The sequence below is a fragment of the Chryseobacterium defluvii genome (assembly GCF_014204415.1).
GTDB classification, from domain to species: Bacteria; Bacteroidota; Bacteroidia; order Flavobacteriales; family Weeksellaceae; genus Chryseobacterium; species Chryseobacterium defluvii_A.
In genome coordinates this window covers 918,361-936,616 of record NZ_JACHLE010000001.1, presented here as the reverse complement: position 1 = coordinate 936,616, position 18,256 = coordinate 918,361, and the positions used below count along the sequence as shown (strand labels likewise).

At 36.8% G+C, this 18,256-nt stretch carries 16 protein-coding genes and 1 pseudogene; 15 read left to right on the top strand and 2 right to left on the bottom strand.

The annotated features are described in order from the left end of the window. Window positions 1-110 precede the first annotated feature (110 nt). The 9 genes and pseudogenes from HNP38_RS04200 (at window position 111) to HNP38_RS04160 (ending at window position 7,728) form a co-directional block, all read left to right on the top strand. Window positions 111-1,826 (top strand): phospho-sugar mutase, encoded by a 1,716-nt coding sequence (locus HNP38_RS04200; protein WP_184184908.1) that lies wholly within the window; start codon window positions 111-113, stop codon window positions 1,824-1,826. A gap of 29 nt (window positions 1,827-1,855) precedes the next feature. After that, on the top strand, window positions 1,856-2,212 hold the full coding sequence (locus HNP38_RS04195) for a four helix bundle protein (protein WP_184184905.1): 357 nt from the start codon (window positions 1,856-1,858) through the stop codon (window positions 2,210-2,212). 52 nt (window positions 2,213-2,264) lie between these two features. Further along, entirely contained in the window at window positions 2,265-3,518 is a 1,254-nt protein-coding gene (locus HNP38_RS04190; RefSeq protein WP_184184902.1) for a pyridoxal phosphate-dependent aminotransferase, read from the top strand. A 29-nt stretch (window positions 3,519-3,547) separates the two neighbouring features. Beyond that, window positions 3,548-3,898 (top strand): annotated as a pseudogene (locus tag HNP38_RS18170) (four helix bundle protein). Window positions 3,899-3,913: 15 nt separating this feature from the next. Further along, window positions 3,914-4,516: a hypothetical protein gene (locus HNP38_RS04180; protein WP_184184899.1), complete on the top strand. Its 603-nt coding sequence runs from the start codon at window positions 3,914-3,916 to the stop codon at window positions 4,514-4,516. A 53-nt stretch (window positions 4,517-4,569) separates the two neighbouring features. Next, complete coding sequence (gene kdsB / locus HNP38_RS04175; RefSeq protein ID WP_184184896.1) at window positions 4,570-5,292, top strand: 3-deoxy-manno-octulosonate cytidylyltransferase; 723 nt, start codon at window positions 4,570-4,572, stop codon at window positions 5,290-5,292. A gap of 184 nt (window positions 5,293-5,476) precedes the next feature. Next, window positions 5,477-6,139: a histidine kinase gene (locus HNP38_RS04170; RefSeq protein ID WP_184184893.1), complete on the top strand. Its 663-nt coding sequence runs from the start codon at window positions 5,477-5,479 to the stop codon at window positions 6,137-6,139. 36 nt (window positions 6,140-6,175) lie between these two features. After that, the gene (locus HNP38_RS04165; RefSeq protein WP_184184890.1) at window positions 6,176-6,751 is read left to right on the top strand and encodes a glutathione peroxidase; all 576 of its coding nucleotides are present in this window, start codon (window positions 6,176-6,178) and stop codon (window positions 6,749-6,751) included. A gap of 74 nt (window positions 6,752-6,825) precedes the next feature. Beyond that, a complete protein-coding gene (locus HNP38_RS04160; protein WP_184184887.1) occupies window positions 6,826-7,728 on the top strand; it encodes an ADP-ribosylglycohydrolase family protein in 903 nt (300 codons plus the stop codon). Between the two features lie 3 nt (window positions 7,729-7,731). Here the strand turns inward: HNP38_RS04160 and HNP38_RS04155 are convergent, their stop codons facing one another. Next, on the bottom strand, window positions 7,732-8,388 hold the full coding sequence (locus tag HNP38_RS04155) for an NAD(P)H-binding protein (RefSeq protein ID WP_184184884.1): 657 nt from the start codon (window positions 8,386-8,388) through the stop codon (window positions 7,732-7,734). Window positions 8,389-8,489: 101 nt separating this feature from the next. On the opposite strand from HNP38_RS04155, the gene HNP38_RS04150 reads away from it, so the two are divergent. Both HNP38_RS04150 and HNP38_RS04145 read left to right on the top strand, forming a co-directional pair. Next, entirely contained in the window at window positions 8,490-8,843 is a 354-nt protein-coding gene (locus HNP38_RS04150; protein WP_184184881.1) for an MmcQ/YjbR family DNA-binding protein, read from the top strand. 14 nt (window positions 8,844-8,857) lie between these two features. Beyond that, complete coding sequence (locus HNP38_RS04145; protein WP_184184878.1) at window positions 8,858-12,610, top strand: transglutaminase domain-containing protein; 3,753 nt, start codon at window positions 8,858-8,860, stop codon at window positions 12,608-12,610. Window positions 12,611-12,650: 40 nt separating this feature from the next. On the opposite strand, the gene HNP38_RS04140 is transcribed toward HNP38_RS04145, so the two are convergent. Further along, entirely contained in the window at window positions 12,651-13,571 is a 921-nt protein-coding gene (locus tag HNP38_RS04140) for a bifunctional riboflavin kinase/FAD synthetase (RefSeq protein WP_184184875.1), read from the bottom strand. Window positions 13,572-13,773: 202 nt separating this feature from the next. On the opposite strand from HNP38_RS04140, the gene atpD reads away from it, so the two are divergent. From atpD to HNP38_RS04120, 4 genes are all read left to right on the top strand, one after another. Beyond that, complete coding sequence (gene atpD, locus HNP38_RS04135) at window positions 13,774-15,282, top strand: F0F1 ATP synthase subunit beta (protein ID WP_184184872.1); 1,509 nt, start codon at window positions 13,774-13,776, stop codon at window positions 15,280-15,282. An 85-nt stretch (window positions 15,283-15,367) separates the two neighbouring features. Then, complete coding sequence (locus HNP38_RS04130; RefSeq protein WP_184184869.1) at window positions 15,368-15,649, top strand: FoF1 ATP synthase subunit delta/epsilon; 282 nt, start codon at window positions 15,368-15,370, stop codon at window positions 15,647-15,649. An 82-nt stretch (window positions 15,650-15,731) separates the two neighbouring features. Then, the gene (locus tag HNP38_RS04125; RefSeq protein WP_184184865.1) at window positions 15,732-16,505 is read left to right on the top strand and encodes a hypothetical protein; all 774 of its coding nucleotides are present in this window, start codon (window positions 15,732-15,734) and stop codon (window positions 16,503-16,505) included. Window positions 16,506-16,579: 74 nt separating this feature from the next. Next, window positions 16,580-18,022: a hypothetical protein gene (locus HNP38_RS04120; protein ID WP_184184862.1), complete on the top strand. Its 1,443-nt coding sequence runs from the start codon at window positions 16,580-16,582 to the stop codon at window positions 18,020-18,022. The last annotated feature ends 234 nt before the right edge of the window (window positions 18,023-18,256 follow it).

Sequence of the window (18,256 nt, the reverse complement as noted above, 5' to 3'; positions counted from 1 at the left end):
ACGGAACGAAGTGCAGTAAAGAATCTAATTAAATAATAGTAAGAGATTTTTCATTCCTTAAAATGACAAAAATTAAATATAGCAAACTAAAAAACGGACAAAATACAAATATGACAACATTAGAAAAAGCAAAACTTTGGTTAAGTGATACATTCGATCAGGAAACAAGAGAAGCTGTTCAGCTTTTGATCGACAGTAATTCTCCGGACCTGGAAGACTCTTTTTACAGAGAGCTGGAGTTTGGAACAGGAGGGATGCGGGGCATTATGGGTGTTGGGACCAATCGTTTAAATAAATATACGTTAGGACAGGCTACACAGGGACTTGCGAACTATATGCTGAAGCAGTTTCCCAATGAAGAGATCAAGGTGGCTATTGCATATGACGTGCGTAATAACTCTAAGGAATTCGGAAAACTGGTTGCTGACGTTTTAACGGCCAACGGGATTAAAGTCCTGCTTTTTAAAGATCACAGACCCACTCCCGAATTGTCTTTTACGGTTCGTGATAAAAACTGTAACGGCGGAATCGTATTGACGGCGTCTCACAATCCGCCTGAATATAATGGTTATAAAGTGTACTGGAATGACGGGGCACAAATTGTTCCTCCACATGATGAAGCCATTATCAATGAAGTATATTCCGTAAAATTTGAAGAAATTAAATTCGATGGAAATGATGACCTGATCGAGTGGATAGGCGAAGAGCAGGATGATGTTTATATTGATGCCTGTATCGAACATTCTACATATCAGAATGTAGGAAAAGAAAATTTGAATATTGTTTTCACTTCGATCCACGGAACAACCTATACTACCGTTCCGAAAGCATTGGAAAAGGCAGGCTTCAAAAAAATAGATTTAGTAAGGGAACAAATGATCCCAAGCGGGAATTTCCCGACGGTGGATTCTCCAAACCCTGAAGAACCTGCTGCTTTGGAAATGGCAATGGATTTGGCAAGAATTACGAATGCTGATATCGTTATCGGAACAGACCCGGATGGTGACCGATTAGGAATTGCCGTAAGAAACCTTGACGGGGAAATGCAGTTGCTGAACGGTAACCAGACCAATACCATCCTTACCTATTATATTTTGAATGAATGGAGAAAGCAGGAAAGGATCACTGGAAAAGAGTTCATAGGCTCTACGATCGTAACTTCAGATATTTTCTTTGATATAGCCCAGAAATTTGGAGTAGATTGTAAAGTGGGGCTTACAGGGTTCAAATGGATCGGTAAGATGATCCGTGAAGCGGAGGGAAGAGAAAAATTTGTCTGCGGTGGTGAAGAAAGCTTTGGGTTTATGACCGGAGATTTCGTTCGGGACAAAGACTCTTGTGGAAGTATTGTTCTGGCATGCGAAATAGCCGCATGGTGTAAAGCCAATGGTAAAACCATGTACCAGTACATGATCGAGATCTATCAGGAAACAGGCATGTACTATGAAGGGCTGGTAAATCTGGTGAGAAAAGGAAGAGACGGCGCCGAAGAAATCCAGAATATGATGAAGAACTTCCGTGAAAACCCGCCTAAACAATTGGCAGGATCATTAGTAGAAGAAGTAAAAGATTTCAAGGAGCAGACTAACTTTGTTGTTTCCCAGAATGAAAAAAAGGTAATGAACGACATCCCAAAATCCAACGTGTTGATCTATTACACACAAGACGGGACTAAAGTTTGTGTAAGACCTTCAGGAACAGAACCTAAAATTAAATTTTATATCTCAGTAAAAGATTCCATCACTTCAGAAGCGGATTTCAAAGAAAAACTGATAACGCTGGAAGAAAAAATAGAAGAAGTGAAAAGAGATCTGCAATTAGTATAAGATAAGTTATAAGTTTTGAGTGATGAATTATGAGTGAAAGTATTATTGCGAAGAAGAGCTTTGAATTTGCCATAAGTATTGTAAATTTTTACAAGAAGTTTAGTTTGGAAAAGAAAGAGTTCATATTGTCTAAGCAAATTTTACGTTCAGGAACATCTGTTGGAGCTAATGTTAGAGAAGCATTGAATGCTCAAAGCAGAATGGATTTTATCCATAAACTCTCTATTTCTCAGAAAGAAAGTGATGAAACGATCTATTGGCTCGAACTTTTATTCGCCACAGATTATATTTCACAAGATGAGTTTAATAGTTTAAAAAATCCGGCATTGGAAATTTTAAAAATGATAAGAAGCATAATAATTACTACAAAAAGCAAAAACTCATAACTCATAATTAATAACTTATAACAATAATAAATAACGTAATAATAAAAATAAAGTGAAAGTTTCAAAATTAGCGGCGAACCTGATCGGTTCTGAAATTGTAAAAATTGGTAATGAAGTAAATGAGTTAAAGGCAAAAGGAGCAGAAATAGCCAATCTTACTATTGGCGATCTGAATTCCAATATCTACCCGATACCGACAAAGCTGAAGGAAGAGATTCAGAAAGCCTATCAGAATAATCTCACCAATTATCCGCCTGCCAATGGACTTTTATCTTTAAGAAAAGAAGTTTCCAGGGATTTAAAAAACAGATGGAACCTTGATTATGACCCGAATGATATCCTGATCACGGCAGGATCAAGGCCCTTGATCTATGCGGTATACAAAACAATCGTGGATGAAGGGGACAAAGTCGTATATCCTATTCCATCATGGAATAACGACCATTATGCTTATCTTACGTCCGCTAAAGAAGTGGAGGTAAAAACAACCCCTGAAAATAATTTCCTTCCAACAGCAGATGATCTGAAACCACATTTGAGCGGTGCTGTTTTGTTGGCACTTTGTTCACCATTAAACCCTACAGGGACCATGTTTACCAAAGAACAGCTTTCTGAAATTTGCGAGCTGATCCTGGCAGAAAACAAGAAAAGAGGAGAGAACGAGAAGCCGTTGTACCTGATGTATGACCAGATCTATTCTAACCTTACTTTCGGGGCACAGCATTTCGATCCTGTTTCTTTGTTCCCGGAAATGAAAGAATATACCATCTACATTGATGGGATCTCTAAATGCCTTGCAGCAACAGGAGTGCGCGTAGGATGGGGATTTGGTCCGGCTCATATCATTGATAAAATGAAAGCCCTTCTTACCCATGTGGGAGCTTGGGCACCAAAACCAGAGCAGGAAGCTACAGCAAAGTTCTACGAAGATTCTGAAAATGTGACTACTTTCGTAGACGATTTTAAAGCAAAGCTTGAAGCCAGTTTAAAAGTCCTTCATAATGGAATTCAGGATTTGAAAGGAAAAGGACTGGCCGTAGAAAGCATTCAGCCGATGGGAGCTCTTTACCTTACCATCAAACTGGATTATATCGGAAAAACAAAACCGGACGGAACGGTGATCGGGAATTCTTCCGATCTGGTATTTTACCTGATCAATGAAGCGGGTGTGGCATTGGTTCCGTTTTCAGCCTTCGGGGAAGAGAAGTCTGATCCCTGGTTCCGGGCTTCGGTAGGAGGATTAGACATCCATGAAATTGAAGTGATGATGCCGAAACTGGAGAATGCATTAAATAAGTTAAAATGAGTAGAGTTATAAGTTATTTATTATGAGTTATGAGTGAAAGCGTTGTGGGAAAAAGAGTTTCGAGTTTGCAGTAGATATTGTGAATTTTCATAAAAAATTCACTGCTGAAAAAAGAGAATTTACTTTATCCAAACAATTATTACGTTCGGGAGCAAATGTTAGAGAAGCTTTAAATGCTCAAAAGTAGAATGGATTTTATTCATAAACTCTCTATTTCTCAAAAAGAATGTGATGAAACAATTTATTGGCTTGAGCTTTTATTTGCAACAGATTATATTTCTAAAGAAGAATTTGAGAGATTAAAAAATCCAGCATTGGAAATTTTGAAAATAATCCGAAGTATAATAATTACAACAAAAAGTAAAACTCATAATAAATAACTTATAACTTTTGATATGAACTTCCCTAGGAAATCTTTTCTCGAAACCAAAATTGTATGTTACTCAACATTAGTGATCATTGTCCTGGTTATTGTAAGTGTCTGGCTTTCCGGAAAAGATTCTCACCGTTCTTTATTTCAGAATTCAATTTTGTCAACCTCAATTATAGCGGGTGCATTTTTCCTGTTTATCAGTTTTGGATTGTATTATGGACTGAAATTAAAAGATAATGTGGGAAGTATTTTCCATAAGGAAAGAATAAAGAAAGCATATCCGGACAAGATGCCATCGTTTGAGGGAGGAGATTTTGACCTTCCGGATGTAGGAGGTGGTGATGAAGGATGTCTTGGAGTTATAGTAGCCATTATACTTTGGTTTCTGGCTGCCATTATTATTGCTTTTGCCTTGTATTTTTTAGGATTTATATTTTGGGTTGCGGTTTTATTTCTGGCGGCAATGCTCTATTGGATATTCTTCCGTGCCTTACGTTTGGTGTTTAAAAATTCAAGACAGTGTAAAGGAAATTTGTTAAAAAGCATAGGATTCGGTCTTTTTTATTCGTTTCTGTATGTTTCATGGATATACGGAGTTATTTTTCTGGCAAATTATATAGGTTAAATACACCATAAAAAGCATAACTCATAATTAATAACTTATAACTCATAATTAAAATGAAGATTATAGCTGTGATCCCCGCCCGTTACGAAGCAAGCCGGTTTCCGGGAAAGCTGATGCAGGTATTAGGAGAAAAAACCGTCATTACCACTACTTATCAGAATGTTGTGGAAACAGATCTGTTCGATGAAGTTTTTGTGGCCACGGACTCTGAAATTATCTTTGATGAGATCGTTAAAAATGGCGGAAAAGCCGTAATGACAGGACAGCATGAAACGGGAAGTGACCGTATTGCGGAAGCGGTTCAGAATATAGAATGTGACATTGTGATCAATGTTCAGGGGGATGAGCCTTTCCTTAAGACCGAACCGTTGAAGCAACTCATAGAAGTCTTTAAAGAAGACCATCATCAGGAGATCTCTCTGGCTTCTTTAAAAATAGAGCTTATGGAAAAAGAAGAGATTGAAAATCCTAATAATGTAAAGGTTATTACAGATAATAATGGTTTTGCATTGTATTTCAGCCGTTCTGTTATTCCTTATCATAGGGAAGCTTCTTATAATGTAAGCTATTTTAAGCATATCGGGGTATATGCTTTCAGAAAGCACGCCTTATTACAGTTCTCAAAACTGGAAATGAAACCGCTGGAAATATCCGAAAAGATCGAATGCATCCGCTATCTGGAATATGGAATGAAGATCAGAATGATAGAGACCAATTTCATTGGAGTAGGAATAGATACCCCTGAAGATCTGGAAAAAGCGAGAAAGCTAATTTAAATAAAGGTAAAACTGTTGAACCGCAAAACCGTAAAATCGTAAAGTTGCAAAAAAGCTTTAATTCCATAAACAATTTAACAATTTAGCAATTTAGCAGTTTTGCGATTTCACCACTTTACGATTTTGCAAATTCACCTTTTCGCCTTCCCACAAAAGCCTTATATTTGAATTATAAATTGAATTAATGAAGAAATTATTTTTTGTTTTCGTCCTGATATTTTCACAATTTACTTTTGCCCAGACAGCAAAGGAGATTATAGATAAAAACATTGAATTATCCGGGGGATTAACGAATTGGAAGCTTTTGAATTCAGTACTGCTTCAGGGAAAGGTAATTCTGGGTATCAAAGATGAATATGCCATTAAAATTTATCAGCAGCGCCCCAATCTTACCAAAACAGTAATTACCATCAATAACAAAGAAACTGCCATTGAAGGATATGATGGTAATAAAGGATATGCCATGAACTATGCTGCTAATAAACTCCAGGAATACAAGGAATATGTGCCGGAAAATTTTGATAACGATTTTATAGACTGGGAGAATAAAGGTTTCGAAGCAAAATACTTAGGAAAAGAAAAAATAGGAAGTATTTACTGCCACAAGGTGGAGCTTACAAAAAATGTGAATAAGAATATCTACTACTTTGATACAAAAACTTACATGCTTTTAAGGGAAATAAAAAAAGACGAAACACTGAATTATTCCGATTATAAAAAAGTGGGAAATTTGGCAATGCCTTTCAGAATAGAATCCATCAGCCTTAAAAAAGACGGAGACTATGTAATGCTGATCAATAAAATAGACATCAATAAAGCATTTCCTGCCAATATTTTCAAGTTTTAAATGAATACGGCAACACTGCCAACTAAAATTATACGAATGAAAAAGATCTTCTTAGTACTGCTTTCTTTTGTAGCCTTCCTGCAGAATTGCACCAATCAGAAAAGTGAAATATCCAAAGCTAAAACCAACGAACTTATGGGAAAAACAATATATGATTTCAAGGTAGAAAGCCTTGATGGTAAGGAAATTAATTTTGCCGATTTTAAAGGAAAAAAGATCCTCATTGTCAATACAGCCTCCGAATGTGGATTTACGCCACAATATGCGGATCTTGAAAAACTGTATGAAGACCACAAAGATAAACTGGTGATCGTCGGTTTTCCTGCTAATAATTTCGGAGGGCAGGAACCGGGAACTAATTCGGAGATCGGTGCATTCTGTCAAAAGAATTATGGCGTGACATTCCCTATGGCAGCAAAAGTTTCCGTAAAAGGGGATGATACGGCTCCAATCTTTAAATATCTGACAGAAAAAGAACTAAACGGAGTAAAAAACTCGACTGTCCTTTGGAATTTTACGAAATTTTTGATCGATGAAAACGGAAAGCTTATAGACTCTTTTGTAAGCACTACAAACCCAACGGATGAGGCTATTACTAAGTATTTGAAATAAATGTTGCAGGGTTGAAAATTCTATGCCTGTAAATAGAGAATCTTTTTAAGCATTTTTAATATAGCTTTCTATGGATGAAGAATGATGATAAATTTGAAGCTTGTATAATTGGCGGGGCTATTGGAGATGCTTGGGGAAGCAGTTATGAAAATGAAGTATCAACTGATGATTCACAAATATACTACTGGGGTAAAAAGAAAACCAAATTACGAAAATGGCAGATCACAGATGATACTCAGCTAACACTCGCAACTTGTGAAATTTTATCTGCAGAAAGTTTTGACCCTCAAAAGCTTCTGAAAAAATTCAGCGAGTATTATAGAAATCATAAACTAATTGGAGTTGGAGCAGCTACGCTTAAAGCTATTTTAGATAATGATGCCGGTTTTCACTGGACCCAGACAGGGAGGGCAGGGGAATTTGCGGCAGGTAACGGTCCCGCTATGAGAATAGCTCCATTTGCTTTTTTTCCGGGAATAACCAGAGAAAATATCTTTGATGCATGTAAAATTACCCATAGAAATGATGAAGCTTTTGCCGGCGCTTTGGCGGTATATTTGTCAATAAAAGCAGTTTTAAACGGCAAATGGGATGGTAATAATAATCTTTTTGATATCATTATTCCCGAAATTCCTGATACCAGTGTAAGGGACAGATTAATTGATATTAGCAGATATCATTCAACAACAGCTATTGCAGATATAGCAAAGCTGGGAAACAATGGATATGTTGTAAATTCTGTTCCTTTTGCTATTTATTGTTCTACTCGAATTATTGATCTGGGAATAGAAAAAATGTTTCAGGAAATAATAAACTCAGGTGGTGATACGGATACCAACGCTTCTATAGCCGGGCAAATTGCCGGAACATTAATCGGTTTAAAAAAGATACCTCATGAGCTGCTTATAAAACTTAAAAATCTGGAAGAATACTCCTGGATGAAACAAATCATTGATACAACAAAAAGATGTATCTAATATTTACTCATTACACTTTTCCGCAAAACAGAAAATATTTCCCAGCTTGATACTAGAATAGCCGTAGCTTTTTATTTTAGAGGAATTGATCATGGCCTTAGCCAGAACATCCGTAGGAAGAGGTTTCTGGCTTTCCAAAAGTCCCAGTGTATTGGCAAATTTTATGATCCTGCTGCCCAGAACTTCCCCTGTTCGTTCAGAATCTTTTCTTTCCAGCATGCCAGGTTTGAAAATGGTGATCTTATTGAAATGCAGCTCCTTTACGGCTTCTTCCAGCTCACCCTTCATCCGGGAATAAAAAATTTTGGATTTCGGATTGGCTCCATAAGCAGAGACAAGGATATAATCATCCACATTATTTTCTTTGGCTGCTTTGGCAAACTCATACTGATAGTCGAAATCTACTTTTCGTTGTGCTTCCTTGCTTCCCGCACTTTTTAGTGTGGTTCCCAGACAGGAAAAGGCAACATCGCCTTTCACAAGATCCTTCCAGTTTTCCGGATTCTCAAAATTGATGACATGGGTTTTCAGTTTTTCATTCTGAATATCCAGAGGTTTTCTTACAAAAACATCCACTTCCTCAAAATCTTTATCGTTGAGTAACTGATTGACCAGATCTTTTCCTGTGGCACCTGTTGCGCCGATTACCAAGGCTTTCATAATAAACTTAGGTTTTGGATTAAATAATTCGATAATTTCTCTTTTAAATTTACAAAAATTTAATAATATTGGTCATTCAATTTCAAAACTAATTAACAAGCATGGACACCAATGATATTCTGGATTATTGTCTTGCCAAAAAAGGCGTTACCGAAACATTTCCTTTTGACAATGAAACCCTTGTGATGAAGGTGGGTACCAAGATGTTTTTATTGTTACCCTTAGAAAAGCAACCATTGTCCATCAATGTAAAAACAGATCCGGAATGGAGTGCCGAGCTCAGGGAAAGATATCCCCAGATCACGGGAGCTTTTCATATGAATAAAACGCACTGGAACTCAGTATTGGTAGACGGCCTGAAAAGAGAGCTTGTCTTACAGCTGATCGATCATTCCTATGATCTGGTGTTTAAATCATTAACGAAGAAAATTCAAAACGAAATTATTAATTCATAAAAACACAATTAAATATGAAGAAAATATTGATTTCCGCAATCTATTTTTTATCTGTAGGAGCATGGGCGCAGACAAAAGAACATGCTGCTGCATGGGAACTTTTATTAAATAACAAAAGGACGGAAGCGAGAAACTTTTATGATAAAACATTAAAAGACCAAAAATTAAAGAACTTTGAATCGCTGTTCTTGGATGCTGTTATAGATCAGGAAATGGGTGAGATTATTTTTGATGAAACTTTTGTAAAAAACTTTGTCAGCGTTACCAATGATGAAGCTTACCTTTATCCTGCGGTCCGTGAGAAATTCATGATCGGGGATATTGATGAAGAAGGAGTTGATGATTATACCTACAAGAAAATAGATGCTTTATATGCCAGTAAAACGTTTAACAACCTGAATGCGGTCATTGAGCTTAAAGCCCATTTTGATAACATAAGAAATAATTTTACAGGCTCCGCAGATGCTATCTCAAGGCTTGGTAAAATAGATAAGTGGCAGTATGCCGGCGTATTTGAAAACCTGAACGGCAGCGGGCTGGATAATGAGTATGAACCCGAAACCTATGCTAAGAACGATAAACTGTTCAATGCCAACAGCTTTGGAAATGTAGGATGGTACAACAGAAAGTATAAGGAAAATGATGGCTTTAGCTTTTTCCTTAATGAGCTGGAATACGGAAGAGGAATCATCTATGCACAGACCTTTATAGAAAATCCAACGGAAAGAAAAATATGGCTCGAAGTAGATGCCAATCATGAAATTAAAGTGTTTTTAAATGATGTCGAAATTCTTTCAAGTACCAAAGACGGGTATACTTCTACAGGATCTCACCTTGTGGAAGTAGTACTGCCAAAGGGAATGAACAGGCTGCTTCTGAAAAATGATTCCCAGGCTGCAAAACTGGCGGGCTTCATGGTTGTTCCTTACGATACCAATTATCAGAGAATTACAGACCTGAAATATTTTGATACTTACAAGGATTACCAGAAAAGTACCCTCGCACAGCTGCAACCCAAAGAACTGGAATTAAAATTCGAAAAAGGCCTAAAAGAAAAAATAGCACAGCATCCGGGTGATTTCGTATATGATTACCTTCTGACATTGGGGTACCTCAATAACCAGCAGTATGAGAAAGCAAAAGAAAAAATAGATGTATTTGTTCATAAATATCCTAAATCTTCGTTGGTTCAAACCTTATTATCCCGTTATTATACAAATGTTGAGGATAAAGAAAAAGTATCGGAGGTTCTTAAGAATATAGAAGTGAATGATCCCGAATATTATGTGGTTCCGGTGATGAAAATGGCAGATGATGATCTCGTAAAAAATATGAGCATTCAGGAGCTTGAAAAATATAAGAACATCCTTAGCAAAACAAAAGCTGCATCTATGGCCGAGCTTTTTGATATTGTAATATCCGCCAGGAATCATGATCTGGAAAAAATGAAAACACATATAAGTAGTGTAAAGACTACTTTTGCAAACAATGATAAGTTCTTTGTTTTATTAAGTTATCTTGAAGATGCGGAGAAAAACGACCAAAGCGGAATTATTAAAAAGCTGGAAGACTTTCTTACAAGTAAAAACAACCTGGATATCATGTCCTCTTTGTTTGACTATTATGAAAACGCCAACAGAGTAGAGGATCAGAAAAAACTCCTTAAAAAATACATAGGTTTGTATCCATCCGTCAATATGCTGAGAGCAAAATACATCTCCCTTCTTCAGGAAGACCCGAAAAACCCGGAAATCAAAGAACAGCTTGACGAAGCTCTGGCCAACTTTCCATACTCTTATTCTTTAATGGCCTTAAAAGCCGAGATGCTGGCCTTGCAAAACAATAAAAGTGAGGCCGTAAAACTGGCCAAGCAGTCCCTTTCCCACAATGCGGAAAATGAAGCGATGCATAAGCTTGTAAAAGATCTGGACCAGACAGAGGACGAGATCGATCAGATTGCCATAAAAGATCTTCACAAACTTGTTGCGGAAAGAAGAAACAAAGGTTTGAAAGGTAAAAAAGGAGTCACCGTCCTTTTGGATGAATATATTGCCAATGTATATCCTGAAGGAGGTATCAAGAAAAGAAGCACCTATGCTTATGAGATCACTTCCGATAAAGGGATCGAGGAAATGAAGGAATATTACATCAACTATTATGACCATGTCCTTAAATCGGAGATCATAAAACCTAACGGAAGCATAGTTCCCGGGGAAAAATCCGACAATCAGATTGTATTTACCAATCTGGCCATTGGAGATGTAGTGCTTATCCAAAAAGAAAATCTGGAAAGAAGCAGTGGCAGGTTTTATAAGGACTTTAACCTCAGTTCCTACTTCAATTCAGAATATCCAGTTATAGAGTCCATATTTACCATAATAACCCCTGAAAGCCTGAACTATCAGGTGAAAAATAATAACAGGGAATTTCCTTCCGCAAAGAAGAAAGTAGGGAACAAGCTTTTCCAGACCTGGAAATTGAATGACCTCGCAGAACTAAACCTTGATGAATATTATGGCCCCAGCTATTACGATGCCACCATCTCTGTTACGGCCAACTCTATCAAAACATGGCAGGATATCTCAAACTGGTACGCCGATTTAACGAGAAAAAGCCTTGTATCGGATAAAGTAGTGGATAAAGCTTTCAAAGACATATTCCCTAATGGTGTTTCAGGAATGGGCGACACCGAAAAAGCGGAGAAAATCTATAACTATATTGAAAAAAATGTAACCTATAGCTATGTAGATTTCCGTCAGAGCGGTTATATCCCGCAAAAACCGTCCAAAACACTGGTAACCAAACTGGGAGACTGTAAGGACCTTTCGACACTGTTTGTCATTTTAGGGAACCAGGCAGGGCTGAAATCGAATCTGGTTTTGGTTCAGACCAATAATAATTCACCACAGCAGCTTTTATTGCCTAATTTAAGCTTTAATCACTGCATCGTAAAGGTAAACCTGAACGGAAAGGATACGTTTCTGGAAATGACAGACAAATATCTGCCTTTTAATTCTGCAGTTAAGCTTAATTATAAAGCGAAAGGCCTTGTGATCAATACGGACAAAACAAACGGAAATGCAGGCCTGATTGATATTTCCATGGATAATAATACCAAAACGGTTTACAAAACGATCAGTGAAGTAAATGTGAATGGTGACAACCATAATTTCCTGACCAGGCAATATGTGATGGGGGAGACCAAAAGCTATTTTAATGATTTCTTCCAGGAAGAGCAGACAGATGAGTACCGGAAGAAAGAAATGGAGGAGCAGTATGGCTCCGTGCTGGATAAAGTGATCAATGTAAAATCTGTGAAACTGCTTGAAGGAAAAGATCTGACGGCAAAACCTCTGGCTTATGAGCTCCAGTTTAATATCAATGATAAGCCGCAGTCCGTGGGAAGCCTGAAAATTATGAAAATCCCATTTGTGACCAAACCCTTCACGAAAGAGATCATTGCCACGGAAAACAGGAATACGGATATCCAGTACACAAAATATGAAAAGCAAAATGAATATTTTGAAGAAGTATACCTGAATATTCCCGAAGGAATGAAATTCATTGAGATCCCTGAGAATAAGTCGTTATCTTACAATAATTTAAAATATTCGATCAGCTATGAGCTTCAGCAGAATAACAGGCTGAAGGTAACAAGAAAGGCAGATACCCCTTGGGATAACATCAAAAAAGAACAGTATCCCGAATTCAAAAAATTTGTTGAAGAAGCCATCAATTCTGAAAATCAGATTTTAGGATATAAATAACAAAGAAAAATGCTTACAAACCTGTAAGCATTTTTTATTTCTAAAAATTGAATTCCTCAGTAAGTCTTTTATCTTCATCCAGCCTTTCGATCAGTTTTTCAAGGCTTTCAAATTTGATCTCTTCATGAAGGAAATCCCTGAACTTGACGGTAATTTTCTCATCGTAAATATCATCATTGAAATTTAGGATATAGACTTCAACAGTAAGAGATTCTCCATTGACGGTCGGATTGGTCCCGATGCTCATCATCCCTTTATATTGCTGATTTTTTACATAAACTTCCACAACATAAGCCCCTTTTTTGGGTAAAAGCTTAACAGGATCTGTTCCGATATTGGCCGTAGGGTACCCGATGGTTCTTCCTATTTTTTTTCCGTGCATCACTTTTCCGGAAACAGAGTAGGAGTAGCCCAGCATTTCGTTGGCCTCCTTAATATTTCCTGCTAAAAGAGCATTCCTGATCTTCGTAGAGCTTATATTATTTTCATGAATATTGATGGCTTCCATTTGTTCTACCTCAAAATCCAGTTCTTTTGACAGTCTTTGAAGAAGTTCAAAATTTCCGCTTTTGTTTTTTCCGAAAGAATGATCGTATCCTATGATCAGGTATTTCACATTCAGTTTATCAATAAGGACCTGACGTACAAACTCTTCACCGGTAAGATTTCTGAACTCTTCATCAAATTCTTTCAGAAATAAGTTACTGATGCCGTATTTTTCCATCAGTAAGGTTTTTTCATCCAGGGTATTCAGAAGTTTCAGGTCTTCATTGGGATTAAAAACAAATCTCGGATGTGGCCAGAAAGTAAGAATGGCAGTCTCTAGATTATTTTCTGTGCCTATCTTTATCAATTCATCAATAATACATTTATGCCCCAGATGTACTCCGTCAAACATTCCAAGGGACAGGGCCAATGGTTTTTGAGAGGAATAATCGTTAAAATTCTTGAAAACTTTCAAAACGGAAAAATTTGACTGCAAATATAGAGATAATGTAACAATGTATCAATATGACAATTTACCAATATTTTTAACTGATAGCATTGTTATATTGCTAAATCGGTACATTGGTAAATTAATAAAAAGCATGACAAAAATCTTTTTTTTATCAATTGTGGGTTTGTGAAGTTTCATTATATTTGCACCAAGAAAAAATTTAGCAATGGCAAACCAAATTAAAGGAAAAATTTCTCAAATTATTGGTCCGGTAATCGACGTAGTCTTTACAGAAGTGGAAGCACTTCCAAACATTTATGACGCGTTAGAAATTCCAAAAGGAAACGGTGAAAAATTAGTCTTAGAAGTAGAACAACATATCGGTGAAGATACAGTAAGATGTATCGCTATGGATGCAACTGACGGTCTTCAGAGAGGTCAGGATGTAATCGGGTACGGAAACCCTATTACCATGCCGATCGGTGAGGAAGTGAACGGAAGACTATTCAACGTTGTTGGGGATGCTATTGACGGACTTCAAAATATTTCCAAAGAAGGAGGACTTCCAATCCACAGAGAAGCTCCGAAGTTTGACCAGCTTTCAACTTCTGCTGAAGTTTTATATACAGGGATTAAAGTAATCGACCTTATCGAGCCTTATGCAAAAGGTGGTAAGATTGGTTTGTTCGGTGGTGCCGGTGTAGGTAAAACCGTATTGATCCAGGAATTGATCAACAATATTGCAAAAGGGCACGGAGGTCTTTCCGTATTCGCCGGAGTAGGTGAAAGAACTAGAGAAGGAAATGACCTTTTAAGAGAGATGCTTGAATCAGGAATTATCAAATATGGTGACGATTTCATGCACTCTATGGAAAACGGAGGTTGGGATCTTTCCAAAGTAGATCTGGAAGTGATGAAAGACTCTAAAGCAGCATTCGTTTTCGGACAGATGAACGAGCCACCGGGTGCGAGAGCGAGAGTAGCCCTTTCCGGTCTTACATTAGCTGAATACTATAGAGATGGAGGAGAAAGCGGGCAAGGTAGAGACGTACTTTTCTTCGTAGATAATATCTTCCGTTTTACACAGGCAGGTTCTGAGGTATCTGCACTTCTTGGGCGTATGCCATCTGCAGTAGGTTACCAGCCGACACTTGCTTCCGAAATGGGTGCGATGCAGGAAAGAATTACTTCCACTAAAAACGGTTCCATTACTTCAGTACAGGCAGTATATGTACCTGCGGATGACTTAACTGACCCGGCTCCTGCAACTACGTTTGCCCACTTGGATGCCACTACGGTACTTTCCAGAAAAATTGCTTCATTAGGTATCTATCCTGCGGTAGACCCGTTGGATTCTACTTCAAGGATCTTAGCTCCTGAAATTATCGGGGAAGAGCATTATAACTGTGCTCAAAGAGTAAAAGAAATTCTTCAGAGATATAAAGCGTTACAGGATATCATTGCGATCTTAGGGATGGAAGAACTTTCCGAAGAAGATAAACTTGTTGTTTACCGTGCAAGAAAAGTTCAGAGATTCCTTTCTCAGCCATTCCACGTGGCAGAGCAGTTTACAGGTATTCCTGGTGCATTGGTGGACATTAAAGATACGATCAAAGGATTCAACATGATCATCAATGGTGAATTAGACCACTTGCCGGAAGCTGCCTTCAACCTGAAAGGAACTATTGAAGAAGCTATTGAAGCCGGACAAAAAATGTTGGCTGATAACGCTTAAGAAATTAGACACAAGATATCAGACTTTAGACATGAGACTTGGATGTCTGGAATCTGGAATCTGGAATCTTTTAATCTAAATTAAAATGAATATAAAAATTTTAACACCAGAATACGTAGTTTTTGAAGGAGAAGTAAACTCTGTACTGTTGCCGGGAAAAAATGGTGAATTCCACATCATGAAAAACCACGCAGGTATTGTTTCTTCTTTGATCGGAGGTAAAGTAAAGCTGTATGTGAATTCTGTTAATGAAATCTATGCAAAGCGCTTTACTAAAGAGAATGAGAAAGACTCTGTTTTTTCTTACCAGATCAAAAGCGGTGTTGTGGAATTTAATCATAATAAAGGAATTATCCTTTGTGAGTAATTCAATGAAAAGCTAAATATATTTTTCAAGAAAGGTGTAACTTTGGTTACACTTTTTTTATGTCATGTAAAAATCTGATTCTATGAAGAAAAGTATAATCATATTCTTTACAGTTCTGGTAACATTCATCAATGCCCAGAATATCAAAACCAAAAGAGGGGTTATAAGTATTGACGGGGCACCTGTCGCAAAAATCTCCGGCAAATCCAGCGAGTATACCTTTATGGATCTGAAAGAAACACCCATATACACTATGGAATTCGTTGATAAAAGTATAGTGGATTCTATCAGGGATAGCTATATAAAACTCAACAGGGTATATAACAGGGAAAAGACCATCGATCTGGATTATGTTTCACCGTCAGCATTTTCAGGAGAAGAAAGGTCAGCCGTGTACACATCGATCAAAGCATTTAAAATTATTGATCATAAAGGAGTTAATATTAAAAACCTGGATGAGCTGTTTTCCAATATTCCCAAAAGAAAATTAGACAATAAGACCAAAGAAGCTTATACGATCAGGAATAAAATAGACAAGCTTCAGCTGGAAGTCAATAACGTAGGTGAAATATTAAGCAAGGGTGTGAAGGTGGGATATTTTACCAATCTTCCCGTTAGTTTTGGCTCCGAAGAGACCATTACGGAAAAAACCATCATCGATATTGAAATTTATGATGTAAACAACAAATACATCGGAAAATATATCACTACGACGAAACAGATCAAAACAGCCAACGGAAAAAGTTTTACCCTCTATAAGGAAATGTCGGGAAGGGCTTCTATTTTGAAGTTCCCGACTTATCAGTCTCTTATAGAAAGAGTAGTATTAATGGATCCTAATTTTATAAAAGGATAAATCATAAAAGTGGAATTATTATTATCTTTATGGCCAGATTCAAATTATATCATTAGATCTCATCCGTAAATACCATGTACCGTCCGGCATTGTTTTTCATTATGTTCTTCTCCTGTATTATACAGGCCCAGGCTCAGAAGTTATCTCCTGCAGAAATAGATACATTGCAGGTACACAAACAGGACAGTTATTATGAAAAAGGGCAGTTTTCCGAAGGAATTGAATTCAATAAGAAGATCATTCAATTATGCGAGGAGACCCATTATACAAAAGGCAGGATAAGGGGATATATTAATATTGCCAGCTTTCTGTATTCTCTTGGCAGATACAATGAAGGTATGCAGTACCTCCAGAAAGCGGAAAACCTGAGTGATGTATACAGTGATGATGTATTACAGGCATCATTGTTTGTGTGGTACGGGAAAAATTATCATGCGCTGGGATTCATTGAGAAATCAAATGAAAATTATAGCAAGGCAATTGATAAAGCTGTCAAAATAAAGAATACAAAATTAAAAAGAAGGCTTCTGCATTTTATTTACGGGAATAAAGCCATCAACTTTGATCAGGTTCAGAACAGCGATTCATTGTACTTTTATATCCATAAGGCATATAGAACTTTTCCCAAAGTAGTGGAGGCGGCTAATCTTACAGATTATTTTCTCAGGATAAAAAAAAATCAGGACTCTGCAAAGTATTACCTTGATAGAGCGGAAGATCTTTTAAAAACATCAGGGAAGACATTTGATTATATGATGTATTATTATGCCGCGGGGCAATATTACGGAAGTAAAAAAGAATATAAAAAATCTTTGGAATACTACGAAAGATCCCTTGGAGTTGCCGTTAAAATGAAAAGGCCTGAAAGTATACTGAATAATTACAAAGAGATAGCTGAGATATACAGGCTTCAAAATGATATTCCTAAAGCCGGTGAATATCTGCTGAAATATACCGAACTTAAAGACAGCCTGGCTGAAAATAGTAAAGTAGCCGTGCAGACTTCCGAAAAGAAAATTATTGAGGACGAAAAGAAACTCTACCAAAATTCAAAAAACAAATTATATTATATTTTAGGAACATTATTTTTGTTATGCGTGCTTATAGCCCTGTTCAGCTATTCATATTACAGGAAAAACCGGAAACAAGATCTTCTCCTGAAAGAAAATAAAGACCTTATTTCTCAAAAGAACGAAGAGGTACATGGCTTGAAGACAAAAGTAAATGAAGCATTCGATAATATGCTGTTATTAGCAAAAACCAATGATCCCTCATTTATCACACGCTTTCAGGAAGTGTATCCGGAGTTTTGCAAAAAGCTACTTTCTGTAAATCCCGAACTGAATACTTCTGAGCTTATCCTTTGTGCGATGATATGGCTGGGTTTCTCTTCAAAAGATATCGCAACCTATACTTACATCACTCCTAAATCTGTAGAGATGAAAAAATACCGTCTCAGAAAAAGGCTTAATCTGGAAGATCAGAAAAACCTGTATCTGTTTTTGCAAGCTTTGTAATTATTTTTTTAGCTGCTTTTTTGATAATTGTAGTACACAATTCAACATCTCTTCAACTTTTCCAGTCTTAAAAAAAGACTTAAGTAAAAATAAGTTTTCTATTTTTCTGAAAACATTCCATCAATAACTCCACTTTTTGCTTCAATTTTCTGAAAACTCAAAACTTTTGAAATATTATTTCAAAAAAGGATTTACAAATTTACATATATGATAATCAATTATTTATAGTTTTAT